This window comes from Paenibacillus sp. FSL W7-1287 (assembly GCF_038004245.1).
Lineage (GTDB): Bacteria > Bacillota > Bacilli > Paenibacillales > Paenibacillaceae > Pristimantibacillus > Pristimantibacillus camelliae.
Genome location: NZ_JBBORD010000004.1, coordinates 1 through 26,412 on the forward strand (window position 1 = coordinate 1; position 26,412 = coordinate 26,412).

The following is a 26,412-nucleotide window of genomic DNA, read 5'->3' on the forward strand; positions in this document are numbered from 1 at the left end:
GTGAAAATATGTTAAGTAAACACGACAGCTGGCATGAGCGATTTTTCGATATATTCAATTACTTGTTTCTCATATTGTTCGCTCTCGCTACAGTGCTACCGTTTGTCTACATTATTGCTGGCTCCTTCGCTACGGAGGCTGAGCTTGCTGAGCGCTCATTCTTTATATTCCCAAGAGATATCTCGCTTTCTGCCTACGAATACATCTTTTCATCTTCAACACTGTTTCGTAGTATGGGAGTATCAATCTATATTACGATCGTTGGAACGATCACGAATCTATTCTTTACATTGACGATGGCATACGCCTTATCGCGAAAAGATCTGATGGGACGCAACATCGTTATGAATATGGTCATATTCTCGATGCTGTTTAGCGGGGGGATGATTCCAGGCTATCTCGTTGTAAAGGAGTTAGGACTAGTTAACACGTATGCGGCGGTCATTTTGCCAGGGGCCATTAGTGCCTTTAACCTGATCGTTATTCGCAACTTTTTCCAGAACCTTCCTGCTGGTTTAGAGGAGTCAGCACGCATTGATGGCTGTAATGATATAGGCGTACTTTGGAGAATTGTTATTCCGTTGTCTATGCCAATCATCGCGACATTTGGTTTGTTTTACGCCGTTGGTCATTGGAACAATTTCTTCTCGGCCCTGCTTTACTTGAACGATCATAACAAATGGCCGCTGCAGGTTATGCTCCGTGAAATTGTTATGCTGTCACAGCTCGCCATTGGAGACTTGAACAATGTTGACCCTGAGTTTGTTGAGCCACCGGATCAATCGGTCAAAATGGCAGTCATTATTGTAGGGACGATTCCTATTTTGCTTGTGTACCCGTTCTTACAAAAGCATTTTGCAAAAGGAGCCTTGCTCGGCTCGATCAAGGGCTAGTGTCATCGACTAGTAATCTCGTTAGAACTCGCCTATGAGCGATTCTATATAATGATTGAAACAAAAAAAGGAGGATCAAGTATGGACAAAAAGACAAACAAAGGCAAGCTAAAAGCAGGTTGGCTGCTCGTACTCGCTGTAGCCATGTTATTAACCGCTTGTTCATCAAACAATGGGGGGAACACGCAACCTAGCAATTCCCCAACAACAAATCCACCGACAGAAAATGCGAATGCTAACACGGATGACGTTGAAGTAAAGGAAGATCCGCTTAAGCTCGATATCATGATTGCAGCGTTCAGCACAGATCTGCCCGATGACAATTCTCCTATTATTAAAGCATTAGAAGAGTATACGAATACGGATGTGAATGTTCAATTTGTACCAAACAGCTCTTATCCAGATAAAGTGAATATTACGCTTGTGTCCGGAGAAATTCCTCATATTATGGTCGTCGACCGCAACTCAGCGAGCTTCATTAATGCCGCAAGAGCAGGCGCATTCTGGGATGTAGGACCTTACTTGAAGGATTATCCGAATCTTGCTCAGGCGCATGAAGTAACACTTAACAACACATCAATAGACGGTAAAAATTATGGTATTTATCGTTCACGTGTGCTCGGACGTATGGGGGTAACGCTGAACGTAGACTGGATGAACAATCTTGGTCTTTCTGCTCCAACAACGATTGATGAGTTCTACAACATATTGAAAGCGTTTAAAGAAGACGATCCAGATCAAAACGGTAAAGATGACACCTATGGTATTGTCGTTTCGAAGTATAGCGGCCCGTGGGATATTATGCAGGTTTGGTTCGGTGCACCGAATAAGTGGGGCGAGGATGAAAACGGACAGCTGCTACCTACTCATATGTTCCCTGAGTATCGCGAGGCACTGAAGTTTTTCCGTCAATTATACGAGGAAGGCTTAGTAAATGAAGATTTTGCAGTTATGGACTCCGCTGCATGGAATGATCCGTTCGTAAATGGAAAAGCAGGTGCATTTGTCGATGTAGCAGATAATGCTAGACGACTTGATAACGCTATGCAAGAAAAGGCACCTCGTGACACGCCTTACACCGATGTATTCCAGGCACCAGTAGGACCGAAGGGGCATCGTGATATGCCGACTTCAGGCTATAACGGTATGCTGGCTATCTCAAAAAGCTCAGTGAAAACAGAAGAAGAATTGAAACGAGTGCTTAAGTTTCTTGATCAGTTAAATGATGTAGAGATGAAGCTGCTTCTTGAGCGCGGTGTAGAAGGAAGACATTATGAGATGGTAGATGGTCATATTAAATCTCTCATCAATGACGACCCTGCTCTGCTTAAAGAAATTGAAAGCTTGAACCAAATGCTAATGTATATTGGGCCGGAAGCTCCTAGCATCGAGCAAACGCCGCTAAATGAAAAGATCAATGCTGTTCAAAAAGCGAATGAAGAAATCGTTGTAGGTAACCCAGCTGAGCCGCTTATCTCCGAAGTGTATGCACAGCTTGGTCAACAGATGGACAATATTATCGCTGATGCTCGTATTCAATATATCGTTGGTCAAATCGACGATGCTGGACTTGATGCAGCAATTGAGCTATGGAAGAAAAACGGCGGAGATGATTATATCGCTGAAATCAATGAATTGTATCAACAAATTAAATAGTTTATGAAGTAGTAACAGGAAGGGCTCGCACCTTTGTCCGAACGGGCAAGCTGTGCGGCCTATTCCTGCCTATGGAGCTAATCGGATACGAAGGAGAGATAGGGATGGGAGAGCAAGCTTATGTGGAATGGTCGAGGATCGATGTAAGCGCTGCGGGGCCACGGTGCAAGGTGCTGCTAGGCGATCTTAACAATGACGGGCGAATGGAGCTGTTGTTCGTGCAGGCAGATGGTGGAATTGATGATCGTTATGTTCCTCATCAGGTCATTGCATTAACAGCATTCACGATAGATGGCCAGCTGCTGTGGCAGGTAGGTGAGCCGCGAATGGACGCAGGAGGTCCAGGTTCAGATTATCCGGTACAGATCTATGATTGGGATCAAGATGGCTCCAATGAGGTGCTATGTGTCATGGATAAGGAGCTGCTCGTGCTTAATGGTCATGATGGCAGCGTCAAACGACGCTTGCCGCTCCCGGCTGAGTATGCGCATGACTGTATTATTATCTGTAATCTTAGAGGTACACCAGAAGCGCAGGATATTATTCTAAAGGACCGTTATCGTCAGCTGTGGGCCATGGATCAAGACTGGAATTTGCTTTGGTCGTTTAAAGGGAACCCTGGACATTTTCCATATCCCTATGATCTGAATGGCGATGGACGAGATGAAATTATTGCTGGCTATGATGTGCTAGATGCAGATGGCAAGCTGATGTGGTCTACGCAGCCGCTTGAAGATCATGCGGATTGTATATGGGTAGGGGATGTATTAGGTCGTGGCGACAAGCAAATTGTTATTGGAGGCAGTGTGACGGTGATGTATGACCGTGATGGTAACGAGCTGTGGCGCTATGAAGGTTCAATTGAGTCTCAGCATATTGCGTTAGGGCGATTTATGAGCACGGAGCCAGGCCTGCAGATTGCTGGACTTGACCGAATCAAGCGCGGCGATACGGGGGATAAGCTGAAGCTGTCAGGACGTGACGGCATGTTTATGCTCAGTCAGCATGGTGAGGAGCTATGGAAGGAAGACCGTAAAACGAGTGGCTGGTTAACGATCATTCATACGATTCGTCATTGGGATTCGAGCGAGTATGATTATATACTTGCTTACCGCCGCGGTGGAGGAGTAAATCCAACGATATATGACGGTCAAATGAATATTGTCGCTCAGTTTACATTAGATGGTTATGCTGTGTTTGGTGATTTGGTACAGAGCGGACTTGAGCAAGTTGTTATCTATAGCGATCAGGAAGCTGCTATCTACGGCAAGCTTGCTCCGCCACCAGAAGCCTTCGAGGCAGGACAGCAAATGGATCGCCGTGCCATTGCTCAAACGAAGAGATTATATAGCTCAACCTTGTATCCGGGAGGGGAGTATTAATGCATTGTGGTGAATTTGTAAAAAGCAGCTGGGATCGCTTTGAAGGTCAGGATAACGATGTACTGAAAACGATGGCGCAACGTTATATGTCCGCTCAGCCTGCTGAATCGTATACGTATCGTGTCTCATCGATGGATGGATTGAAGCGAGGTTTGGATTATCGCTATGACATGGAGATGACTAGCCGCTTTCCTCAGATTCACAATGGACAGTATGTATATGCCTGGGCGAAGCTGTGGAGTGAGGAGGATACGGAGCTGCCGTTTAGCTTGAGCTGCTATGGCCCTGTGACCGTATATGTGAATGGAGCATTAGCTCATCATGCCAATATTGAGCAGGAGGTTTTTCCGCAGCAAAGAAGCTGGTTTCGCTTAAAGCTGAAGGCAGGCTGGAATCAGTTCGTATGGCAGTTTATGAAGACTGGGACGGGCTGCGGTGCGCAGTTTGGCTCAGGCTCGATTAAAGGCTTTCCTCTTCATTTTGTTGTTCCGTTCGGAGCAGCAGAAGGTGCAGAGGGAGTAATCTACACAGCCCCTATTGATGAAAGAAAAGCTGACTTTGCTCATTGCGATATACTTGCGAGCGATAAGCAGTTAATATGGCATCCGCGCATGACATGGCAGAAGGAGGAGCTGCAGCAGACAGCTGCTGAGCGGATCTTCGGGGCTTCCAAGGGGCAAGCGGTGCTGGCATGGACGTCGGTATATGCTAAAGCTGATGGAGTATATGAGCTGAGTGGTACGTATAAGGGCAAGCTCATCATTATGTGCAACAGTGAGCAGGTAGAGGTATCCGGGGAGCGAAGTGTTGGATCTGAATTGAACTCGATAAGAGCAGCAGCCGATGAACAGAGTAGAGCTGCTGTACTAAATTCGCAAAAGTTAGTAAATGATCTTGGTGGTAGTACTGAGGATTTAAGCTCACTAGAGGGAACGAGTGAGTTGTCGTCGCACTTCGCTGTGAAGCTTTCTCTGCAAAAAGGACGCAACGACGTATGGATCTGGATGATTGAGCAAGACGGTATTGGTGTGAATTGGGAACGACTAGTTAGCTTGGAGCAAGGTGCAGCCGTTGATTTAACCGATGAGCTAAGCGCTGATGTGACCCCTGTCGCTCCATTGCAGGTGGAAGGGAATTCGCATGCATTTTTATACAGCGGACCATATGAGCAGCCACTATCCCTGCAGGATACGATAGCCCTGCAATCGATGTCGACCCTTCATACGACAATCGAAGGTCCATCCTATTGGCGGACCGATATGCCTGGTGGCTATATTCGTCCATTCGCAGAAACCTCTCATTATGGCAGATGGAATTATCCACTCGGTGTGACGCTATACGGCCTGCTAAGACTTGAGGATGAAGAGGCTCTACAGTATGCTGTCAGTCATATTGAGAGCTGTACCGCATTCCATGATTACTCGTTCTGGGATGCACAGATGTTCGGAGCGCCGGGTATTAATCATCAGCTCGTTGGTATGGATAGCTTGGATGACTGCGGCTCGTTCGGGGCAACGATGCTGTATGCACATGCGAGACAGCCGCTTGCCGGAGCAGACAGCCTCGCAGCTCGGATCGCTCACTATATTACAAGCGAGCAGAGCCGTCTCTCTGACGGAACGCTCTATCGCATTAAAGGCAGTACGAATTTTATGAAGGATACGATGTGGTGCGATGATCTCTATATGAGCGTGCCGTTTCTCGTTCGCTATAGCCTGCATACGGGCGAGCAGCGCTATATCGATGATGCGATTCATCAGCTGCTGCAGTACAAGGAATATTTATTTGAGTCTTCACTTAACATCATGCATCATGTGTACGACCTGAAATTCAATGCTCAGAACGGAGCGTTCTGGGGAAGAGGCAATGGATGGGTGCTTTTTTCGCTTGCTGAGCTGCTGCGTCACATTAAGGCTGATCATCCAAAGCGAGACGAGCTGCTACTCATGTTCCACGAGCTAAGCCGCGGCTATGCTGCGCTTCAAGGGGAGAACGGCCTGTGGCATCAGGTGCTGGATGATCACGAGTCCTATGAGGAAAGCTCCTGCACGTCGATGTTTGCTTACGCATTTGCAATTGGTGTTCAAGAGGGCTGGTATGATGAACCTTCCTCCTATATTGAATGCGTGCGTAAAGCATGGGAAGGATTGAAGAAGCGAGCTATTGATGAGGAAGGGAATGTGTATGGCGTATGTCGCGGCTCAGGCTTTGCACATCATTCTTACTATTATAAGCACGAGCTAATGCCAAGGCTGAATGATACGCATGGCATAGGCATCATTATGCTGGCTGGGATTGAAGCGGGGAAAATGAACAGCTGGCTTGAAGCGCAGACGAGGCTGGAGGTACGGCCATGAATCAAACTACTGGACGACAGCAAGCAGACGAGCAGCAAGTTTCATTAAAATGGCTTGATTCAGCTTCAGCGACTGGTCTAATCACCGGTGTTACTTGGGGTGTTCCATGGCATCGTGGTCAGCTAGCTAGACATGAGCAGCTCGAGCTTCGTAATGAGCAAGGAGAATTACTGCAGGTTCAATCCTGGCCTACCGCATACTGGCCCGATGGCAGCGTCAAATGGACCGCACATGCAGCTGAGCTTGCCAATACAGGGAGAGAGCGCTATGTACTGAGCAAGGTGAATCAGCCTCCGTTAGTCATTAAACAACCGAAGCTGCAGCAACAGCTGGAATATCAACAATCAACACAGCCACATCAGGAGGAAGCAGCAATTCCGGGCACACGTTCGAACGATCTCTTTGTCACCGATGAAGGTGATCTCATCAAGGTGAACGGTGAAGCGGTCGTATGTCATATCCGCAAGAGTGGCAGCATCTTAATCGATTCCTTGTCACTACGTGGTCAGGAGGATGCGCCGATAGCCGAGCAAGGTAAGCTAAAGCTGATCCTATCTGATGCTCCGGGCAGGCATGATGGCAATCGACAAACGTATGTAAGCGAGATCGAGCAGGTTTCGATTGAAAGTGCCGGTCCTTTGCGTGCGGTTATTGCGATTAAGGGATGTCACAGACTGGAAGCTGCCGTAGCTGAAAGGACGGCTAATGGTACATATGAGCAGCTTATCCCGTTTACGGTTCGGCTTACATTCTATCGGCATCAAGCTACGATCAGACTAAAGCATACACTGCTTTATGACGGAGATCCGGCCTTGCATGCCATTGCAGGCATCGGAATCAGCTTTAATGTGCCGATGAAAGGGGCACTGGAGAATCGTCATATTCGGTTTGCTGGAGATATGGGCTGGTTCAGCGAGGCAGCTAGAGGGTTAATGACGGCTAGGTTTCCTGCCTTTATGGAGCAAAAATATCGTGATCAGCTGAAGGGCAAGCTCGTAAGCTGGGATCCGGCGAACGAACGGGAGCAGCAGTATGCGTCACTGCTTGAGGATGCAGCAGTATGGAATGATTTCAAGCTTGTCCAGCTGAACCCAGATAGCTACAGCATAAGTAAACGCACCTCTGAAGGCTGTGCATGGGTACGTTCGCTGTATGGAGCAAGAGCGCGTGGACTGCTATATGTCGGCTCAGAAGCTGGAGGAATAGCGCTTGCGATGAAGCATTTCTGGCAGCTATGTCCTAGTGGTATGGAGGTAAGTGGGCTAGGCAGGGATCTAGCAGAAGCTACATTGTGGCTATGGAGTCCCGAGGCTGCTGCGATGGATTTACGGCATTACGATACGACAACGCATGTTCGCTCCTCCTATGAAGGAGCCGATGAGCTTCGAAGTACCCCGTACGGCATTGGGCATACGACAGAATGCCAGCTTCATCTTGCAGCGAATACGCCTCAGCAAGAGGAGCTGGAGCAGCTTGCTCGTGGCTGTGAATATACGCCACTGCTCGTGTGTAAGGAGGAGCGCTATGTCGCAACGCTTGTATTCGGTCGATACAGCTTGCCGCAATACGATACGGAGCGTCATCGGCAGACAGAGGAAGCGCTGGAAAGCATATGGCGCTTTTATCTTCAAGAAATTGAGCAGCGCCGTTGGTATGGCTTTTGGGATTATGGTGATGTAATGCATAGCTACGATCCTCTTCGCCATACTTGGAAATATGATATTGGTGGCTGTGCATGGCAGAACACAGAGCTTGTTCCGAACAAATGGCTCTGGTATTCCTTCCTGCGCACAGGCGAGCCGCAGCTGTTCTACATGGCAGAAGCGATGACACGACATACAAGTGAAACCGATCTCTATCATCTCGGACAATACCAAGGGCTTGGCTCGCGCCATAATGTGCTGCATTATGGCTGTGGCTGCAAGGAAGCGAGAATCGGGATGGCAACGCTGCATCGCTTCTATTATTATATGACTGCAGATGAACGGATTGGCGAGATTATGGATGAAGTGAAGGATGCCGACTTTTCAACGGTTACGCTTGATCCGATGCGTGCATATTTTCCGAAGGATGAGCATGCAACTCATGCGAGAAGCGGGCCAGATTGGTCAGCGTTTTGTGCGAACTGGCTCGTACAATGGGAGCGCCATGAAAGTGAGCATTACTTGCATAAGATCAAGACAGGCATCGATTCGCTAAAACAGTCTCCGCATCGACTGCTTGATGGTCCGACCTTTGGCTATGATCCAGAGACTGGCAAGCTGAGCTATATGGGGCATGAAAACTATGACTACCATCTCATGATCTGCATGGGTGGCACTCAGGTCTGGACTGAGCTGGCTGATTTGCTAGAGGATGAAACATGGCGCGAGATGCTCGCTGAGCTAGGTGAGTTTTATAATTTGCCTCCAGCGGAAAAAAGCAAACGAACGAAAGAAGCGTTTGTCGGCAAACGCTGGGATATTCCGATGCTCTCCACACTTATTATGGCGTATGCCGCTGAATATTATAGCGATGATGCGCTGGGTAATCAGGCGTGGGATTATTTACTTACGATCACGAATCACTGGCAGCTGAGTCAGCTGCAGCCACAGCAGGTGGAGCGACTGTACTATCCTTATCCAGTGAGTGAGGTTCAAGGCTTATCAACGAATACGGCAAGCCAGTGGTCGTTGAATGTGATTATGTGCAAGGCATACATCGGACACCTATTATAGGAAATTCACTAAGCAGAGGCTTGATGACGATGTAACGCTTTGTAGCTTAGTCGACGGCGAATATGGCACGCTACCGAAACTTCCGATGCTCACGTACCAATAACGTACGCTGCGCTCCTCCTTTTCTACTAGCGGTCAATCTTCTTGGTCCTGAAGCCCCAGCTTATTGAACCTTATTTAAATTGGTAATTCACTAAGCAGAGGCTTGATGACGCTGTGCTTCGAAGCGCATTCATCGTCCTGAGGTCTCAGCTTATTGAACCTTTATTTTAATGTAGTTTACTAAGCAGAGGCTTGATGACGATGTGTTTGCGCTGTAGCTTAGTCGACGGCGAATATTGACCGCTAGCGAAAAATCCGGTGCTCACGTACCAATAACGTACGCTGCGCTCCTCTTTTTCTACTAGCGGTCAATCTTCTTGGTCCTGAAGCCCCAGCTTATTGAACCTTATTTAAATTGGTAATTTGCATGAGCTCGGTATTCTTAACTGAGTTTATGCTTTTTTGCGTTACACATCGATGATGCAAGGCTGCATGACACATCACAAAATGAACCTCTTACCATTAAAATTTAACCACTTACAGAAAAATTACGCTCCGTTAAATTTATCTATGCTACATTATTAGTAACTGATCAGTACTCTCCGCTATAGGAGATAAGGTAGTATTCATTACCGAGGAGGCTTCCACCTTGAAAATTCAACTAACGATTAACCAAGCTTTAGAAGAAACAGAGGTCCATATCCTCGCCAAGGAATATAACGAACAAATTGAAAAACTGATGAAGCAGCTACAAGCTTCACAAACGACACAAGCGACAGTACTTGATGGCTACTTGCAGCAAGAGATTCATCTGCTCAAAATTACCGACATTTATTCCATCTATGCAGAGGAGTCACGCGTATTTTTGCAGACGGATGAGCAGGAATATGAATCGAAGCGCAAATTATATGAGCTGGAAGAGATGCTGTCAAAGGACTTCGTCAGAGTAAATAAATCAACTCTAGTAAATGTACATAAAATCTCCTCTATTCAAATGGGTAAAATCGGAACAACGCAATTGCTGCTAGAAAACGATGTTGCTATTCATGTCAGTCGTAAATATTTGAAGGAATTAAAACTACACTTAGGTATTGGGAGGGAGTAGAGCTATGAAAAAAATTATTCAGCTGATCGTTACAAGTATACTAATTTCACTGAGCTGCTCCTATATTCTAGTAACGGTTAGTGTTGTGTCTGACCCGGCGGCAATCATGACAGGTAAAGAATTATTAGAGCAGGTAGTGATTGCTGCAATACTTGGTGCAGTTATCGGACCGTTGTCCTTAATATTTGAATGGGAACGGATACCGTTTATTGCTCAGCTCGGTCTGCATTTAACAGCTGTGACGATAAGCGTTTTAACTGCAGGCTATTTCGGTGGCTGGTTTGTCCACTTCGGTATTAAAAATGTGCTCATTTCAGAGGCCATTATTTATCTATTGATCTGGTGTATGATGTTCATCCTGCAGAAAAAGGATATCGCTCAAATTAACGATGCCATTAAAAAACGAAAGGAGTAGTTATGATGAAGACTGCTATACAGGTAGAGGGACTTAGTAAGCGATACGGGCAGCACGAGGCAGTAAAAGGGATTTCATTTACAGTGCAACAAGGGACGCTGTTTGCATTTCTTGGTGCAAACGGGGCAGGGAAATCTACGACCATCGAAATACTATGTACCTTGCTTAAAAAAACAAGCGGTACAGTATGCATTAACGGGTATACGCTCGATGCAAGCCGTGACAATGCTGAAATTCGCAAATCAATTGGTGTGGTGTTTCAGGAGAGCTTACTTGATGAACGGTTGACGGTACGTGAAAACATATGGCATCGGGGTAAAATGTACGGCTTATCGAAGAAGGAGCTTATGGATAACTATCAATTTGTTTCCTCGTATTTACACTTGGGTGATATTGAGGACAAAAAATACGGTAAATGCTCTGGCGGACAAAAAAGACGCGCAGATATTGCTAGAGCATTGATTCATCGCCCGCAGATTTTATTTTTAGATGAGCCGACGACAGGGCTTGATCCGCAAACTCGTCAATTTGTATGGAAGACGATTAAGCAGCTGCAAGCGGAAACGAATATGACGGTGTTTCTAACGACGCATTATATGGAGGAAGCAGCGATGGCACATCAGATTGTCATCCTAAGACAAGGTGAGATCGTTGCTAAAGGTACGCCAGATATGCTGAAAACTGCCTATGCCTATGATCAGATGGAGCTTGTATTCCATAACGCTCATGAAGGAGAGCAGTGGCTTATGGAGCAAAATATATCTTACACCGAGAAGCAAGGGATATACACGATACGTGTAGAGTCGACGCTGGCTGCACTGTCGATATTAAAGCAAGTTGAACCGTTAATTGCATCCTTTGAAGTGATGAAAGGCACGATGGATGATGTGTTTATTCATATTATGGAACAAGGCGGTGCAGCATAATGGAAGCAATCGTTAGCTTAGTTGGACGTAATAGCAAAGTGTTCAGACGAGATAAAACAAGTGTTTTCTTCTCACTGTTGTCCGTCATTATTGTCATTGTGCTGTACGCACTCTTTCTACAAAAGATGCAGGTTGATTCCATTAAGCAGGTAACCGAAGCAACACCGCAAATGATTACGATGGTAAACGAATGGCTTATAGCTGGACTATTGTCAATGATCGCTGTGACGACAACACTTGCGTCATTCGGTCTTGCGATTAAAGATATCGAAACAAAAGCGAGTGCAGACTTTTTAACGGCACCGGTTTCCCGAGCTGCTATTCAGATGGGATATGTGCTTAATGCATTTATTATCGGCAGCGTGTTTTCCTTTATCGCTTTGATTGGCTGTGAAATATATATTGTAGCAACTGGTGGTGCATGGCTTAGCTTTACATCTTTACTTAAAGTGGTCGGCATATTGTTGTTATCGGTGCTGCTTGCTAGCTTATTCAACGTTGTTATCGTTATGATGGTTCACACACTCAATGCATTCTCAACCTTAAGTACGATTGTTGGCACATTGCTCGGATTTTTATGCGGGGTATATGTTCCGATCGGGGCACTGCCAAGCTTTGCGCAAAATATCATTATGTACTTTCCGATCAGTCACACGACGCTGCTGCTGCGTAATGCGTTTATGGAGAGCTCGCTTACTGACGTTTTTGCAGGTGCACCTGCCGAGGCTGAGGAGCAATATAAGCTCATGTATGGTGTCACCTACAAGCTACATGACAACGTATTAAGTCTTTCTACAAGCTATATTATTATTGCAGTAACAATTGCTGTGCTTGCTGTTCTATCCATAACTCTTTTTCATAGAAGGGAAAAGCGTTTAGGGTAATAATAGAACGAGCGAATCGTATAATTGGAATGATAGCTTTATAAGGTCTATGTGCATAATCGCGCATAGGCTTTTTTTATATAAAAATATTAAAAAAACTGTATATTTAATTTTACAGTTATGATATTATCGTAATGGATTTGACAATGTTAAAAAAGTAGTTGATTTTTTAATAGACTTACATATAATTAAAGTATACTAATCAGATAGGATTAATTAAAACACACACAGGAGTGGAGCAAATGAAACGTCAACTAAAACAGTTATCGATTGGACTTATTGCAATATTATTGATTGGGATTCTAGGCGCATGCTCGAATAACAGCGGCTCTTCAAATAGCGATACGATTCGTATTGGACTAGCAGCACCGATCTCTGGAACTCAGGCTCAATATGGTACAGCATTCAAAAATGGTGCAGAGCTTGCAGCTGCACAAATTAATGAAGCTGGTGGTATTGATGGCAAGCAAGTTGAAATTGTTATCGAGGATGACAAAGGTGATTCTAACGAAGCAGTAAACGTTGCAAATAAATTTGTATCGGATAAAAGCATTCTAGGCGTAGTAGGTCACTTTAACAGCTCTGCAACACTAGCTACTGCACCGGTATACAACAAAAATAAAATTGTTCAAATCTCACCATCTTCTAGCGCTCCAGCTGTTACTAACGCTGGTGAATATACGTATCGCGTTATTACAACAGATGCGTTCCAAGCGGATTATTTGGCAACATGGTCTCAGGAGCTTGGCTATAAAAAGGTAGCACTTATCTATGAGCAATCTGATTTTGGTATTGGCTTACTAGATGTGTATAAACAATCTGCACCAGGCAACAACATTGAAGTTACAGCAACTGAGGCATACAACCCAGGTGAGAAAGACTTCAGCACTGTATTAACAAAGATTAAAACAACAGAACCAGATGCGATTTTCATCGGTGGTTTCTATAACGAAGCAGCATTGATTGCACAACAAGCACAGAAGCTTGGCATGGACGTTGAATTTATCGGTGTAGACAGCCTATACTCTGAAGCATTGCTTGAGCTTGGTCAACAGTCTGTAGAAGACTTTAAGATTATCGGTTTCTTCTATCCAGGCGGCAGCAATGAAAAAGCTACTGAGTTTGCTGAGCAATACCAAACAAAATACAACAGCAAGCCTGATACGTATGCAGCATACTCTTACGTTGCAACGTCTCTAATTATTGATGCAATCAAAGAAAATGGCACAGACCGTGAAGGCATTAAAACCTTCCTTGACCAAGTGAAGGATTACGAGGGTGCTACGGGTGTACTAAGTTTTGACGAGAATGGGGATGTTATTACCGTTCCAACAAAACTGAAAGTTGCAAACGGAGAGTTTGTCAATTTCGAATAACTTGAGATCGAAATATAACATTAAGCGGGATGAATATACTCATCCTGCTTCTTGCTTATTGATTTTGGAAAGGAGTTACTATGCTATTTCAGCAAATCACGAACGGCCTAACGATCGGCATGATCTATGCCTTAATTGCCCTAGGCTACACAATGGTTTACGGCATTCTCAAGATCGTTAACTTTGCGCATGGTGATATCTATATGATAGGCAGCTTTCTAGGGCTGTTCTTTCTTAAGGAGCTGCAAGTACCATTATTTGTGGCCTTTATATTTTCTGCTGTTGTGACGGCTTTGCTGGGGATTACGATCGAACGAGCAGCTTATCGGCCACTGCGCAAGGCGGACCGAATCGTGCCTCTCATAAGCGCATTAGGGGTATCGACATTTTTGATTAGCGTTGCTCAGCTTATATGGGGAACGGAAATGCGTCCATTTCCGACAAGCTTTGGTTCCAAGACGTATGTTGTAGGCAGTGTTACAATCTCGGAAATTCAAATTCTCATATTAGTATTATCTTGCTTACTTATGGTCGGTCTTCATCTTTTTGTGAAGAAGACAAAGATCGGGACAGCGATGCGTGCGACATCCATAAACTTAACGAATGCAGCACTGCTCGGCATTAACACGAACCGAATGATTAGCTTAGCCTTCGCAATTGGTTCTGCTTTAGCAGCATGTGCGGGTATTATGGTAGGTATTTATTACAATGCCGTTTATCCAACGATGGGCTATATGGCAGGGATTAATGCATTTACAGCGGCAGTTCTTGGCGGTATCGGAAGCATTCCTGGTGCGATGCTTGGCGGCGTATTGCTCGGCCTTGTAGAAGCACTTGCTGGTGCATATATTTCCACTCAATATAAAAGTGTTATCTCGTTCGCTATTCTAATTATTGTGCTGCTCATTCGCCCGTCAGGTATTTTAGGTAAGAAAGAAATCAATAAGGTGTAGGTGATAAGCATGAATCGTAAATTATTTGTTCTCATAATCGCTGCACTCTTATTGGCTTTACCTTTATTGCTTGGACAGGTTAGCGAATTTTGGTTGCACGTTATGATTATGATCGGGATTTTCTCGATTTTGTCGATGGGACTAAACGTCATTATCGGCTATGCAGGTCAATTTGCTCTTGGGCATGCAGCTTTTTATGGTATCGGTGCTTACACCGCTGCCCTTCTATTAATTAACTACGATCTTTCATTCTGGCTCGTATTGCCAATATCAGCGATCGTAACAGGCTTTTTTGGATTTTTGCTAGGTACACCCGTCATTAGACTTCGTGGTGATTACCTTGGGATTGTTACCCTTGGCTTTGGAGAAATTGTACGATTAATATTTGTCAATTGGGTCGATGTTACTCGCGGTCCGATGGGACTTCCAGGAATACCTGCCCCTGAGCTGTTTGGCTATTCGTTCAGTGGTAAAATTGAATTCTACTATTTAATCTTAGTGCTTGTTGTTATTACTTATTTCGTCATCAATCGAATTGTACATTCCGGGATCGGGCTCAACATGCTCACAATTCGTGAGGATGAGCGATTAGCGGCCTCGATCGGGATTAGACCGAATAAATACAAAATTATGGCGTTTACGATTGGTGCATTTTTTGCAGGGATTGCAGGAGCATTTTGGGCAGCGTACATCTCGTATGTAAGTCCGGATGCCTTTAGATATTTGGATTCCGTTAACATTCTAGCAATGGTCATTCTAGGAGGCTCAGGGAATTTGGCAGGCTCCATTCTTGGGGCTTCGATTCTAGTCGTTACACCGGAGCTGCTGCGCTATGTTAGTGAATACCGTATGTTGCTGCTAGGTCTTGCCATCGTTCTTATGATGATCTTTAAACCGACTGGATTTTGGGGCGAAAAGCATCGCAAGCTCAATTTCTATGGAAAGGTTCAGAAGGGTGAAGGTAAATGATGGAGAATGTATTGGAGCTCGAGCGGGTATCTGTTAAATTCGGTGGGCTTGTTGCGTTGAATGAAGTAGATCTTACGGTCCGCCGTGGTGAGATTTTATCAATAATTGGCCCTAATGGTGCTGGCAAAACGACCTTGTTTAACATTATGACAGGTATTTATACGCCGACCTCAGGACAAATTCGATATAAAAATCAATTAATTAATAAATTGAAGCCGTACAAGCGAGTCGGTCTCGGCATTGCACGTACGTTTCAAAACACAAGACTGCTGAAAAATATGACCGTGCTTGAAAATGTGCTCGTTGCGCATAAGGAAGTTAACACGGAAGGCGTGTTCGCTTCAATTCTTGCACGTTCGTCACTGAAGCAGAAACGTCAAGCAATCGTTCAGGAATGTATGGAAAAGCTCGAGATCGTTGGCCTCGCTGACAAGGCGGACCAGCTGGCAGGAAGCTTGCCTTATGGAGAACAACGCTTGCTGGAAATCGCACGTGCACTTGCGACTGGCTGTGAGCTGCTGCTGCTTGATGAGCCTGCAGCGGGCATGAACCAGACGGAAAAGCGCGAGCTTATTAAAAAGATCTTGCAATTATCCAAGCAATATCATATTGAAGTGCTGCTTATCGAGCATGATATTCAAATGATTATGGAAATCTCTGATCGTATTGTCGTTCTAAACTATGGTCAAAAAATAGCTGAAGGCACGCCAAGCGAAATTCAAAACGATCCGCTAGTCATTCAAGCGTATTTGGGCGGGGAGGTTGAAGCATGATGTCGAATCAACAAGCTATATTGGAAATCGAGCAATTGTCGGTATCCTACGATGCAATCAAAGCGGTTAAAGGAATCTCGCTTCATGTAAAGCAAGGTGAAATCGTCGCCCTAATTGGCACGAACGGCTCTGGCAAAACGTCTACGCTGCAAAGTATTTCAGGCTTGCATAAAAATAATCAGGGCACTATCCGCTTCGAAGGCAAAGATATTACGAAGCTTGAGCCGCACAAAATCGTAGCTGCTGGCATCTCGCAAGTACCGGAAGGCCGTGGCGTGCTAGCTGATCTGACGGTGCTTGAAAATTTGTCGCTAGGTGCTTATGTACGTAAAGACAAGAAAAATATCGCACTTGATTTGCAGAGCATGTTTGAGCTATTCCCTCGGCTAGCTGAGCGTAAAAAACAGCTGGCAGGTACGATGAGTGGAGGCGAGCAGCAAATGCTTGCCATCGCTAGAGCACTGATGGCAAGACCGAAGCTATTGCTGCTTGATGAGCCATCCATGGGGCTTGCCCCGATTATCGTTAAAGAGATCTTTCAAGCGATTAAGAAGATCAACAAGGATGGAGTTTCGATTCTGCTTGTCGAGCAAAATGCCAATATGGCACTATCGGCTGCGGATCGTGGCTACGTGATGGAGACAGGCTCGATTGTCGTAGAGGATGTTGCTGAGAACCTGCGCAGCAATGATATTGTCAAGTCAGTTTATCTGGGGATTAGCAATTAACTTATGCGAGAAGCTGAGAGGCTTTTTGCTTTCATAGATGATAGATCTATAAACCATCCAAAGGGAGAGATTACAATGGCTAAACAAGAAGAACAAAAAATTAAACATGATGAAAGCTTGGAACCAGCATCTCCGTATACCATTATGGCAAAGCTATTTGCACATTTGAGTAAATCAGTCGTTGATAAATTTGGTGAAGAAGGTGCTGACGCCATTCGTGAAGGTGTACGCACATTTGGTGAGGAGCGTGGCCGTGATATTGCACGTCGCGCTGCTGCTAACGGACAACCGAATGATATTATGAACTATTTGCCAAACTATGATATGGGTCGTAGTGACTTGTTCGAATATGAGACAGAATATGTGCCTAATGAAATCGAGCAAACATTTACACGCTGCCCTTTCGGCGATACATGGAAAGAAGATGGCATGGAGGAATACGGAATTCTTTACTGCCAAATGATCGACCCATCTATAGCACGTGGCTACAATCCAAACTTCGAGGTTGTGCATGATCAATATTTGGTGAAGGATGGACAATGCCATTTTAGATTCCAAATGAAACAAAAAGAAGAGCAAGCAAACGAGTCTACAGACGAAGCAAAAGCAAAAGGTGAATAAGCTGGTGAATAACACGATGATCGGTACAGTGAATGGTGATCGCCTATGGGCAAGGCTCATGGAGCTTGGCAGAATCGGTGAGGATGAACAGGGCGGAGTAACCCGCTTTTCCTTCACCGAGCTTGAGCGCCAAGCGAAGGAGCAAGTGGCGAGCTATATGTCAGAGGCAGGTATGCAAGTGCGAGAGGATGCTGTTGGCAACTTAATCGGTACTTACGTAGGTACGGACCCAGATGCCGCAGTCGTTATATCGGGCTCTCATATTGATACGGTATTGCATGGCGGTAAATTCGATGGCGCACTTGGTGTGCTAGCAGCGATTGAGGCCATTCAGACGATGTATGAAAACAGCATTCAACCAAAGCATACGATCGAGGTCGTTGCATTCACAGATGAAGAAGGCTCTCGGTTTGGCTTCGGTATGATCGGAAGTCGTGCATTAGCCGGCACGTTGAAGCAAGACAATTTGACACAGCGCGATGAGCAAGGTGTTACGATTGCTGAGGCGATGGAAGCTGCCGGATACGTTCCATCACAGCTTGCTTCTGCTGCGAGGAAGTCCGAGGAGATTAAAGGCTATGTCGAGCTGCATATTGAGCAAGGTAGAGTGCTTGAGCAGCTCAATCAGCCGGTAGGCCTCGTTACCGGAATAGCAGGTCCATTATGGCTGCAATTTACTTTAAATGGCCAGGCTGGTCATGCAGGTGCGACACCGATGAACATGAGGCGTGATCCTTTGGAAGCAGCAACGGCTATCTTTGATTATATTTATCGTGAAACTCGTCAATTTAAGCATGCTGTGGCAACGGTAGGCAAGCTCAGGGTGCTGCCTGGAGGAGTAAACGTCATTCCTGGTGAGGTGCAGTTTTCACTGGACCTGCGAGATATTGATGAAGCACAGCGTAACGAGCTTGAGCAGCGCATTCGTGACTTTACTGATCAAGTATGCAAGCAGCAGAGCATCGAGTATTCTATCGAGCTGCTGCAGCGTGTTCCACCTGCACCTAGCTCGCCTGAGATTATGGCAGCGATTGAGGAAGCTGCAAGGCTCAACGGCATGGAGCTGCCGACACTAGTAAGCGGAGCAGGACATGATGGTATGCAATTTCATAGCTTATGTCCGCTCGGCATGATCTTTGTTCGCTCTAAGGACGGCATTAGCCATAACCCTCAGGAATATAGCAGCAAAGAGGATTGTGCAGCTGGCACGCAGGTATTGTATAGCACACTGCTTCAGCTAGCGGCTGTTGAACGTTCATAATGTACAAAAGCTAGACGATTACTTGGATATGGGACTGAGCCCATCCTCCAAGTAGCGTCTAGCTTTTCTCATTTAAAGAGCGGATGTTTGCTTTTGTTTATAGCCTAGCTGTGATGAAATCTCATATGCAGCTTCTATTAGATCCTCCAATATATAGGCTTCTTTTTCCTTCATTCGATTGAGAGAGCCGATTAAACTAATGGTAGCAACAACCTTGCCGTGTGCATCCTTAATAGGCGCTGCAAGACTATACGCATTCTCTTCGATTTCTTCATCCTCAATCCCATAGCCAATTCGTGCGATATGCTGCAGATGCGTCATTAATTCCTCTATCGACGTAATCGTTCGACTTGTTAAAGCTTGAAAGCTGTAGTCCTGTAGAAAATAATCCAGCTCGCTAGTAGACATATGTGCTAAAAATACTTTGCCGGATGCAGAGGCATGCATCGGGAGCTTACTGCCTGCTCTTGAGCTAATAATAAAATAGTTGTTCGGTGATTCTACCTTATCAACACAGAAGATTTGCTCCTGCTGATATACATAGAGATGTGATGTTTCACTGTAGGTTGTCGTTAGTTTCTTAAGATAGTTATGTCCAATTTCCTTCAGATCAAGGCTTTGAGTAACGAGGTTGGCCTTCAATATAAACTCAAGACCAAGGCGATATTTCCCATTGTTAGGATTTTTAACGATGTAAGAGTATGCACTCATCGTATTTATTAAGCCGTGTACGGTGCTTATATTCAATTGTAGTTTTTCACTAATTTCCGTAAGTGTCAGCTGTGTGTGCAAAGAATCAAAGCAGTTAATAATATCTAGCGCTCTTTGAACGGATTGAATCATACGAGGATTTTTGTTGTTCAATACATTAACCTCCATTATGACTATCTTAATACTCGTTTTAATATATAACTTATCCCATCATTAATAGGCATCTATCTTCTATTATAGCGAATAAATTCCTTTAATACATGAATTTGTAGAGTATATGCTTTATTTTTATAACATATATCGGGACACATATCACGGTGGCTGCATATCATAATTCGTAACTGAACATAGAAACACATGATATGGAGGAGATGTAATGTTTTATCATATCAAGGAGCTGCAGTACGAGGCTAAACCAGAGCGTCCAGATCCAATCTTTGCGCGTAAGCTGCAAGAGGTGCTAGGTGGTCAATTCGGGGAAATATCTGTAGCAATGCAGTATTTGTTCCAAGGCTGGAACATGAGAGGTCCTGAAAACAAATATAAGGATCTACTGATGGATACAGCTACAGAGGAAATTGGTCATGTTGAAATGCTTGCAACGATGATTGCTAGATTGCTTGATGATGCACCCATTGGTGATGTGGAAAATGCAGCGAAGGATCCGGTCGTTGGTGCGATTCTTGGTGGAATGAATCCACAGCATGTCATTGTATCAGGCTTAGGCGCGATGCCTGCAGATAGCAATGGATATCCATGGAATGGTAAATATATTATTGCGAGCGGTAACCTGCTGGCAGACTTAAGAATGAATGTAACGGCAGAGTCTCAAGGTCGTCTTCAAGTTGCTCGTCTATATAATGAGACCAATGACCGCGGCGTAAGAGATATGCTTTCGTTCCTATTGGCACGTGATACGATGCATCAGAATCAATGGATCGCAGCGATTAGAGAACTAGAAGAAAAAGAAGGCATTGTCGTACCAAGCACATTCCCAAGAAAGCTAGAGAAACAAGAGGTTTCCCATACGCTGTTTAATTTCTCCAGAGGAGAAGAAAGCGCAACTGGGCCTTGGGCAAGTGGACCGAGCGTGGATGGCTGCGGAACGTTTAACTACGTAAATGCACCTCAGCCTGCAGCACCTGCACCAGTGCTGAAACCAGCTCCGCCATATACGTATGACACGCTGCCTCAGGTGCTTACTGGCAAAGGACCTTTTATTGATCCTTGTCAATAGGTCTTGGCATTAGGGTTTGCTTGTGCTTGCCCTAATCCAGCAGGACAAGCCTAGTAATCTTAATCTATGAATGAATAATGAAATAGATTAGACGCAACGAAACGTAACATTGATGTTATACTCAGTTGATAGACGTTTTACTACATAACATGAATAATGAAATAGGAGGTATGAAAAATATGATTAGTGAGAACTTAAAAAATTTGCGATTAAGGAATAAGCTTACGCAGGAGCAGGTTGCAGAGCAAATACAGGTGTCGAGACAGGCGGTAGCCAAATGGGAAAAGGGAGAATCTGTCCCTGATTTAACAAGTAGCATTGCACTAGCAAATTTATTTCAAGTGACGTTAGATAATTTAGTTCATTATGAGGATGAGGGACTAGGATTGGATCTTCCACCGAAAGGAAAGCATTTCTTCGGAATAGTGAAGCTCGGAGAACGTGGACAGATCGTTATTCCTAAAAAAGCACGCGAGCTGTTTCACCTGCAGCAGGGAGATCGATTGATTATTGTAGGTGATGAAGAAAGAGGATTAGCCATCGTTCCTGAGGAACAAATGTCGCAATTTTTCTCACTTGTAAAAACTCCACTAGATCCACCATCCGATTCATAGCATAGTTCAGATAGGGGAGAATGCACAATGAATTCATCAATTGAAATCAAGCAATTAACGAAGCAATATGGTGCGAAGGTGGCTGTAGATCGTATAACGCTCAATATTGCTGACGGAGAGTTATTTGCTTTACTTGGTATGAATGGCGCAGGTAAAACAACGTTAATAAATATGCTGTCCACGATAACACAGCCTACGAGTGGTGATGCTCTGTTGAATGGAAAAAGCATTGTCACCGAAGCTGATCAAGTAAAAAAATTCATCGTTGTATCTCCACAGGAAACAGCCATTGCACCGAATTTGACGGTACGTGAAAATTTAGAGCTAATGGCAGGCTTATATGGCTTTGATAAGCAGACGGTTAAGCAAAAGACCGATCAAATGATTCAGCGATTCTCATTGCAACCATATGAAAAATCAAAAAGCAAGACATTGTCAGGTGGCTGGAAACGGAAGCTCAGTATCGCTATGGCATTGATTAGTGATCCAAAGATCCTTTTTCTAGATGAGCCAACCTTAGGCTTGGATGTGCTTGCTAGAAGAGAGCTGTGGGCAGTAATTGAAAAGCTAAAGGAAAAAACGACGATCATCCTAACGACGCATTATTTAGAGGAAGCAGAGAGCTTGTCTGATCGGATTTGCATTATGCAAGATGGTCGCATTAAAGCAATTGGCACCGTCTCCCAGCTAAATGAGCAGGCAGGCACATCTAAGTTCGAGGATACCTTTATTAAGCTAGTTGAGGATGGTGGACAACAATGAAGATGACGATATTTGCTAAACGTACAACAAAAGAGATTATACGCGACCCATTAGCAGTATTATTTGGAATAGGCTTTCCAGTTGTTTTGCTGCTGCTGCTATCAGCGATCAATCGGAATATACCCAATGATTTGTTTAATATCGAGCGATTAACGCCTGGTGTCGCTGTTTTCGGATTATCGTTCATGTCGCTGTTTTCTGCACAGCTTATTGCTAAGGACAGAGCAAGCTCCTTCTTAACAAGATTATTTACGACACCGATGAAAGCAGCAGATTATATATTAGGCTATGCTCTTCCACTTGTACCAATTGCGCTGGCGCAAGGGATAGTGTGCTATGCTGTCGCTTTAATTCTTGGTATGAAGTTTTCGTTGTCGATTGTGGTTGCCCTTATCATGCTCATTCCCATATCCTTCATCTATATTGGAATCGGTCTGCTGTGCGGGACTGTGTTTAGTGAGAAGGCGGCTACAGCGATATGTGGTGCATTGCTGACGAATTTAACTGCTTGGCTATCAGGTACATGGTTCGATCTTAATTTGGTTGGCGGCGCATTCAAGGCGGTTGCTTATGTTTTACCTTTCGTACATGCGGTAGATATGGGCAAAGCTGCTGCGATAGGTGCTTATGCTGACATGCTTCCTCATCTGTGGTGGGTGCTTGCGTATGGAGCTGCACTGGTAGTGATCGCTGTCGCAACATTTAGACGAGGTATGAAGATTAGTTAACGGGATAACCTTTAGAATAGGAGGTTAAAAATTTCTAAACTATTATACTTCGAGAAACGGCTGAATATAATTTTACTATCATACTGTATTTATAGAAGAATATGTTAAAAAATGTGATATTAATGTCAGTTGCATGAAATCAAGTATAAATTATTGGTAGTTAGCTGCAACAATTTTTACTGTTATGTCGTAAGTAACAGTGAAGTTAGACATAACAGGAGGCATACATATGAAACAACAGCTTAAGAAACAAGCCGTATCCATCATTGCAGCATCAATGATTTTATCAGGAGGAGCCGTTTATGCTGAATCAACTCAAGCAGTCGTGACATCAGCACAGGTCATCAGCACTGAGGCTTCAGAACATTCATTCCGTGTAATCGCTAATGATCAAAACATTGCTACAGCAGGGTTTATGAATAAGGACAAGCATATTATGGTTCCGTTACGTGAGATATCCGAAGCGTTAGGATTCAATGTGACATGGCATCAAGATAAGCAATCAGCAGAAGTGTCCTTGGTTAATTCACCGATATGGACAATGGTTACGACTGATGTGGATCAATATGCATATAATAAAATGAACGTGCAATTGGGCGCTAAGCCTACTAAAATAGCAGGAAAGCTATATGTTCCAGCTACATTTTTCTCAGAGATTATGCGAGGTCAAGTCGTTACTGAGGGCAATCAAGTGAATGTTTCTTTTCAAAATGAGGATGTAAAGATGATAACGGCACAAGGAGTTATAACGAGTGTTAACGATGATGAGAAATATAAATCCATTCAAGTTAACGGAACAGGTGTAGAAGGCACGATATTAAACATCGATGAGGAAACGATTATTCGCAATCGTGCAGGTGAGCAAGTAGACTTTAGTGCGCTGTCCTTAGGCATGAGCATTGAAGTCAAGCATAGCTTAGCGATGACGATGAGCTTGCCAGGTCAAACCTATGCTTACGAAATTACAATCGTAGAAGCTGCTGACGATGCGAATATGCTTGGTACATCTGGCGCGATCGAAGAGGTTCGCCAGGATGATGAAGGCAATTTGAGCATTGTAGTCAAGGGCATGGGGATGAGTGATGTTTCTCCAGAACAAGTCGTGCTTCGTATAGACAGTGAGACGACAATTGTAGATGTTGAAGGTAATTTGATTGATTCAGACCAATTGACAAAAGATGCTAAGGTGCTAGCATACTATGGGCCAATGCTTACTAAAAGCTTGCCTCCAATCGGTCACGCATGGAAAATTGTTTATCTAGGAAGCTAATATAATATGTAAGTAGGGAACAGACGTTGGCAGAGAGAGCTGACGTCTGTTTTTTATTTTATTCGATGTTATACCAACATTTTTTCAATTGTGGTAATCTTACAATTAAAGCAACCTATGAATAATATGGAGATGAGTTCAGCATGTGGATTGATCTAGCGAATTTACTTACAAGCTCTGAAGTCGAATCGAAGCTTCAACAAGCATATCAAGGCGGAGACTTTATCCTTGCAGCTCGAATCAAGAAAACGAATTATATAAGGTCTAATATTTATAATGCTCGTATTAAGCCGCAATATTGGAGAGATTATTCCAATGGGGGAAACATTAGTCTAGTGACAACCGCTTACGATTACAAAGACGGTATACATGAGGAAGTATATCTTAATCAGAAGGACTTCTATCTGTCCTCTACCATTCATCCAGACAGAAATATGGCACCTGGCCAGCGCAAAGCACTATTTATTCAAGCATTCGATGAGCTAGAATGGTATATGGATCATGAAGGGGTATACCTAAGTACAGATGAAAAATATCATAATGGTTTTCATGGCATCATTATAGAACAGGAAAGGCTACCATTGTTGTCCTTCTTAAAGGAGAAAACAAATGTGAAAGCCTATGCAGGGTTGCGTCAATTGGAAGAAGAGACAAATGAGCCGGATGATGTAACCGATGAATTATTAGAGCTTTTTACACGCTGGGATTGTGTGGAGAGTGAAAAAATTCAGGCTTGGTACTATGCGAATAATAGTGAGTATCGAAAACAGTACGATGCAATAAGCGTGAAGTCAGAAGTATATTATGATACATATGACGATGTTTATTTTACGAACATGCCTATAGATAAAGTGAAAGAAGTCGTTAAGGAATACCATTCCACTTTTATGGTTCCACAAGATTACTTCGGCCATAGACAAGTGGATGTGCAATTTTTGCATGGGTATGATTATCTTGACCATGATTCATATTACGAGGATGACAAGGATAGTGATGAGTCAGACCACATCCAGCAAGACCAATCGCCGATATTCTATGAGCCAACGGATGAGATGAAAGAAAGAATGCATCAGGAGAGCATGGCTCGCTGGGAATATGATAATAAAAGAAAGGCCTTTGAAGCTGACTCCTATGAAGATTATGATGATTACCAGTACTTTGAGCGGCTTCGCAATGGTGAGGAATAACTAAACGCTAGGTAAAATCAAGTGTTTTAAGTAGGATGACGTAAATAGTAGAGAGTAAAGCGATAAGTTACATAGGTACTAAGTAAAATGCCCGCAGCGTTAACATATTCAACGCTGTGGGCATTTATATATTTATATACGATGATCATTCTGTATGTTGTGCGCCACGTGGTTTGAATTCAGGTAATTAGCCAAGATATGATTCAACTACAAAAACTTCCGCGTCGTCTTCGTTCCATTGGAGGTGAATAGAATCTTCTTACCCTCTACAACGGTTTGCAGATGCACGCTTCTTCCCCAGAGGCTCTGCACATGCGGCAGTGTACGCTCCACGTATTTGAGATCGAGCTCATCGCCTTCAAATTGATGCTGGATATATAGCTCACCATTGCCTAGGAAGTCTCCATCGACTACTTGAAGTGTTGGGAAGCCGCCATTAACCTTCGAGTAAACAAGCTGGTCACGAATGTTTTCCCACGATTTATCGGTTATTTTCCACTCTGGCCCTTTTTTCTCGAAAACATATAGATCGAGCTCATCAACGAGCTGCTTCGTTAAGTAGTTGCGCAGGAAGGATTGGTCAGAATCGAGCTCACGTACCTCGAAAATTTTCTCTCGGCCCTTGCCGGGCTTGCGACCAAAGCGTCGCTGCTCTTCCTCCGTTGGATTATCCCAGCGCTTCTCGATATCTTCAAAAATTTTTAAGCCTAAGTAGTATGGGTTTAAGCTTTGGCGCGAAGGGACAACGACCGAGCTATTCAGCTTGGCGAACTCAATCGTCTCCTCACTGGTCAGATTCATCTCACGAATAATGCGCTGATGCCAATAGGAAGCCCAGCCTTCGT

At 44.2% G+C, this 26,412-nt stretch carries 24 protein-coding genes; 22 read left to right on the plus strand and 2 right to left on the minus strand.

Annotation, left to right across the window (positions count from 1 at the left end; genetic code table 11):
• Positions 1-8: 8 nt before the first annotated feature.
• The 16 genes from NSQ99_RS23100 to NSQ99_RS23175 all read left to right on the plus strand — a co-directional run bounded on the left by NSQ99_RS23100 (position 9) and on the right by NSQ99_RS23175 (position 19,058).
• Positions 9-893, plus strand: a complete 885-nt coding sequence (locus NSQ99_RS23100; protein WP_251668625.1) for a carbohydrate ABC transporter permease — start codon at positions 9-11, stop codon at positions 891-893.
• A gap of 81 nt (positions 894-974) precedes the next feature.
• The gene (locus NSQ99_RS23105) at positions 975-2,549 is read left to right on the plus strand and encodes an extracellular solute-binding protein (RefSeq protein WP_340839271.1); all 1,575 of its coding nucleotides are present in this window, start codon (positions 975-977) and stop codon (positions 2,547-2,549) included.
• Positions 2,550-2,620: 71 nt separating this feature from the next.
• Entirely contained in the window at positions 2,621-3,931 is a 1,311-nt protein-coding gene (locus NSQ99_RS23110; RefSeq protein WP_340839272.1) for a hypothetical protein, read from the plus strand.
• On the plus strand, positions 3,931-6,288 hold the full coding sequence (locus tag NSQ99_RS23115; RefSeq protein WP_340839273.1) for a glycoside hydrolase family 88/105 protein: 2,358 nt from the start codon (positions 3,931-3,933) through the stop codon (positions 6,286-6,288). The genes NSQ99_RS23110 and NSQ99_RS23115 overlap by 1 nt, the downstream gene beginning before the upstream one ends.
• Positions 6,285-9,005 (plus strand): exo-rhamnogalacturonan lyase family protein, encoded by a 2,721-nt coding sequence (locus NSQ99_RS23120; RefSeq protein WP_340839274.1) that lies wholly within the window; start codon positions 6,285-6,287, stop codon positions 9,003-9,005. The genes NSQ99_RS23115 and NSQ99_RS23120 overlap by 4 nt, the downstream gene beginning before the upstream one ends.
• Before the next feature lie 691 nt (positions 9,006-9,696).
• Positions 9,697-10,152 carry a LytTR family DNA-binding domain-containing protein gene (locus NSQ99_RS23125; protein ID WP_340839275.1) on the plus strand — a complete coding sequence of 152 codons (456 nt, stop codon included), beginning with the start codon at positions 9,697-9,699 and terminating at the stop codon, positions 10,150-10,152.
• 4 nt (positions 10,153-10,156) lie between these two features.
• The gene (locus NSQ99_RS23130; RefSeq protein ID WP_340839276.1) at positions 10,157-10,567 is read left to right on the plus strand and encodes a DUF3021 domain-containing protein; all 411 of its coding nucleotides are present in this window, start codon (positions 10,157-10,159) and stop codon (positions 10,565-10,567) included.
• A gap of 5 nt (positions 10,568-10,572) precedes the next feature.
• On the plus strand, positions 10,573-11,493 hold the full coding sequence (locus NSQ99_RS23135) for an ABC transporter ATP-binding protein (RefSeq protein ID WP_340839287.1): 921 nt from the start codon (positions 10,573-10,575) through the stop codon (positions 11,491-11,493).
• The gene (locus NSQ99_RS23140; RefSeq protein WP_340839277.1) at positions 11,493-12,377 is read left to right on the plus strand and encodes an ABC transporter permease; all 885 of its coding nucleotides are present in this window, start codon (positions 11,493-11,495) and stop codon (positions 12,375-12,377) included. The genes NSQ99_RS23135 and NSQ99_RS23140 overlap by 1 nt, the downstream gene beginning before the upstream one ends.
• Positions 12,378-12,619: 242 nt before the next feature.
• On the plus strand, positions 12,620-13,753 hold the full coding sequence (locus tag NSQ99_RS23145) for an ABC transporter substrate-binding protein (protein WP_251668638.1): 1,134 nt from the start codon (positions 12,620-12,622) through the stop codon (positions 13,751-13,753).
• Between the two features lie 80 nt (positions 13,754-13,833).
• Positions 13,834-14,706: a branched-chain amino acid ABC transporter permease gene (locus NSQ99_RS23150; protein WP_251668640.1), complete on the plus strand. Its 873-nt coding sequence runs from the start codon at positions 13,834-13,836 to the stop codon at positions 14,704-14,706.
• A gap of 9 nt (positions 14,707-14,715) precedes the next feature.
• The gene (locus NSQ99_RS23155) at positions 14,716-15,675 is read left to right on the plus strand and encodes a branched-chain amino acid ABC transporter permease (RefSeq protein WP_251668642.1); all 960 of its coding nucleotides are present in this window, start codon (positions 14,716-14,718) and stop codon (positions 15,673-15,675) included.
• A complete protein-coding gene (locus NSQ99_RS23160) occupies positions 15,675-16,448 on the plus strand; it encodes an ABC transporter ATP-binding protein (protein ID WP_251668719.1) in 774 nt (257 codons plus the stop codon). Before NSQ99_RS23155 ends, NSQ99_RS23160 begins: the two co-directional genes overlap by 1 nt.
• Entirely contained in the window at positions 16,445-17,176 is a 732-nt protein-coding gene (locus NSQ99_RS23165) for an ABC transporter ATP-binding protein (protein ID WP_432806940.1), read from the plus strand. Before NSQ99_RS23160 ends, NSQ99_RS23165 begins: the two co-directional genes overlap by 4 nt.
• A 75-nt stretch (positions 17,177-17,251) precedes the next feature.
• Positions 17,252-17,797 (plus strand): L-2-amino-thiazoline-4-carboxylic acid hydrolase, encoded by a 546-nt coding sequence (locus tag NSQ99_RS23170; RefSeq protein ID WP_251668643.1) that lies wholly within the window; start codon positions 17,252-17,254, stop codon positions 17,795-17,797.
• Positions 17,798-17,813: 16 nt separating this feature from the next.
• Entirely contained in the window at positions 17,814-19,058 is a 1,245-nt protein-coding gene (locus tag NSQ99_RS23175) for a Zn-dependent hydrolase (protein ID WP_340839288.1), read from the plus strand.
• A 72-nt stretch (positions 19,059-19,130) separates the two neighbouring features.
• Here the strand turns inward: NSQ99_RS23175 and NSQ99_RS23180 are convergent, their stop codons facing one another.
• Entirely contained in the window at positions 19,131-19,922 is a 792-nt protein-coding gene (locus NSQ99_RS23180) for an IclR family transcriptional regulator (RefSeq protein ID WP_251668646.1), read from the minus strand.
• Positions 19,923-20,145: 223 nt separating this feature from the next.
• Between NSQ99_RS23180 and NSQ99_RS23185 the strand changes: the two genes are divergently transcribed.
• The 6 genes from NSQ99_RS23185 (at position 20,146) to NSQ99_RS23210 (ending at position 25,567) form a co-directional block, all read left to right on the plus strand.
• Entirely contained in the window at positions 20,146-21,006 is an 861-nt protein-coding gene (locus NSQ99_RS23185) for a manganese catalase family protein (protein WP_340839280.1), read from the plus strand.
• Positions 21,007-21,185: 179 nt separating this feature from the next.
• Positions 21,186-21,620 (plus strand): helix-turn-helix domain-containing protein, encoded by a 435-nt coding sequence (locus NSQ99_RS23190; RefSeq protein WP_340839281.1) that lies wholly within the window; start codon positions 21,186-21,188, stop codon positions 21,618-21,620.
• Between the two features lie 27 nt (positions 21,621-21,647).
• Positions 21,648-22,382, plus strand: a complete 735-nt coding sequence (locus NSQ99_RS23195; protein ID WP_340839282.1) for an ABC transporter ATP-binding protein — start codon at positions 21,648-21,650, stop codon at positions 22,380-22,382.
• Positions 22,379-23,110: an ABC transporter permease gene (locus NSQ99_RS23200; protein WP_340839283.1), complete on the plus strand. Its 732-nt coding sequence runs from the start codon at positions 22,379-22,381 to the stop codon at positions 23,108-23,110. The genes NSQ99_RS23195 and NSQ99_RS23200 overlap by 4 nt, the downstream gene beginning before the upstream one ends.
• Before the next feature lie 229 nt (positions 23,111-23,339).
• Positions 23,340-24,380 (plus strand): copper amine oxidase N-terminal domain-containing protein, encoded by a 1,041-nt coding sequence (locus NSQ99_RS23205; protein ID WP_340839284.1) that lies wholly within the window; start codon positions 23,340-23,342, stop codon positions 24,378-24,380.
• Between the two features lie 143 nt (positions 24,381-24,523).
• Positions 24,524-25,567, plus strand: a complete 1,044-nt coding sequence (locus tag NSQ99_RS23210) for a hypothetical protein (protein ID WP_340839285.1) — start codon at positions 24,524-24,526, stop codon at positions 25,565-25,567.
• A 207-nt stretch (positions 25,568-25,774) separates the two neighbouring features.
• On the opposite strand, the gene NSQ99_RS23215 is transcribed toward NSQ99_RS23210, so the two are convergent.
• On the minus strand, positions 25,775-26,412 hold a 638-nt coding region (locus NSQ99_RS23215; RefSeq protein ID WP_340839286.1), incomplete at its 5' end, for a SpoVR family protein.

Bases quoted from the DNA above. Each gene is read 5' to 3' on its own strand.
- NSQ99_RS23160 (WP_251668719.1), top strand. From the start codon at position 15,675: ATGGAGAATGTATTGGAGCTCGAGCGGGTATCTGTTAAATTCGGTGGG.
- NSQ99_RS23165 (WP_432806940.1), top strand. From the start codon at position 16,445: ATGATGTCGAATCAACAAGCTATATTGGAAATCGAGCAATTGTCGGTA.
- NSQ99_RS23175 (WP_340839288.1), top strand. From the start codon at position 17,814: ATGATCGGTACAGTGAATGGTGATCGCCTATGGGCAAGGCTCATGGAG.
- NSQ99_RS23170 (WP_251668643.1), top strand. From the start codon at position 17,252: ATGGCTAAACAAGAAGAACAAAAAATTAAACATGATGAAAGCTTGGAA.
- NSQ99_RS23115 (WP_340839273.1), top strand. From the start codon at position 3,931: ATGCATTGTGGTGAATTTGTAAAAAGCAGCTGGGATCGCTTTGAAGGT.
- NSQ99_RS23205 (WP_340839284.1), top strand. From the start codon at position 23,340: ATGAAACAACAGCTTAAGAAACAAGCCGTATCCATCATTGCAGCATCA.
- NSQ99_RS23195 (WP_340839282.1), top strand. From the start codon at position 21,648: ATGAATTCATCAATTGAAATCAAGCAATTAACGAAGCAATATGGTGCG.
- NSQ99_RS23130 (WP_340839276.1), top strand. From the start codon at position 10,157: ATGAAAAAAATTATTCAGCTGATCGTTACAAGTATACTAATTTCACTG.
- NSQ99_RS23120 (WP_340839274.1), top strand. From the start codon at position 6,285: ATGAATCAAACTACTGGACGACAGCAAGCAGACGAGCAGCAAGTTTCA.
- NSQ99_RS23150 (WP_251668640.1), top strand. From the start codon at position 13,834: ATGCTATTTCAGCAAATCACGAACGGCCTAACGATCGGCATGATCTAT.
- NSQ99_RS23145 (WP_251668638.1), top strand. From the start codon at position 12,620: ATGAAACGTCAACTAAAACAGTTATCGATTGGACTTATTGCAATATTA.
- NSQ99_RS23105 (WP_340839271.1), top strand. From the start codon at position 975: ATGGACAAAAAGACAAACAAAGGCAAGCTAAAAGCAGGTTGGCTGCTC.
- NSQ99_RS23210 (WP_340839285.1), top strand. From the start codon at position 24,524: ATGTGGATTGATCTAGCGAATTTACTTACAAGCTCTGAAGTCGAATCG.
- NSQ99_RS23110 (WP_340839272.1), top strand. From the start codon at position 2,621: ATGGAGCTAATCGGATACGAAGGAGAGATAGGGATGGGAGAGCAAGCT.
- NSQ99_RS23190 (WP_340839281.1), top strand. From the start codon at position 21,186: ATGATTAGTGAGAACTTAAAAAATTTGCGATTAAGGAATAAGCTTACG.
- NSQ99_RS23185 (WP_340839280.1), top strand. From the start codon at position 20,146: ATGTTTTATCATATCAAGGAGCTGCAGTACGAGGCTAAACCAGAGCGT.
- NSQ99_RS23200 (WP_340839283.1), top strand. From the start codon at position 22,379: ATGAAGATGACGATATTTGCTAAACGTACAACAAAAGAGATTATACGC.
- NSQ99_RS23140 (WP_340839277.1), top strand. From the start codon at position 11,493: ATGGAAGCAATCGTTAGCTTAGTTGGACGTAATAGCAAAGTGTTCAGA.
- NSQ99_RS23100 (WP_251668625.1), top strand. From the start codon at position 9: ATGTTAAGTAAACACGACAGCTGGCATGAGCGATTTTTCGATATATTC.
- NSQ99_RS23155 (WP_251668642.1), top strand. From the start codon at position 14,716: ATGAATCGTAAATTATTTGTTCTCATAATCGCTGCACTCTTATTGGCT.
- NSQ99_RS23135 (WP_340839287.1), top strand. From the start codon at position 10,573: ATGAAGACTGCTATACAGGTAGAGGGACTTAGTAAGCGATACGGGCAG.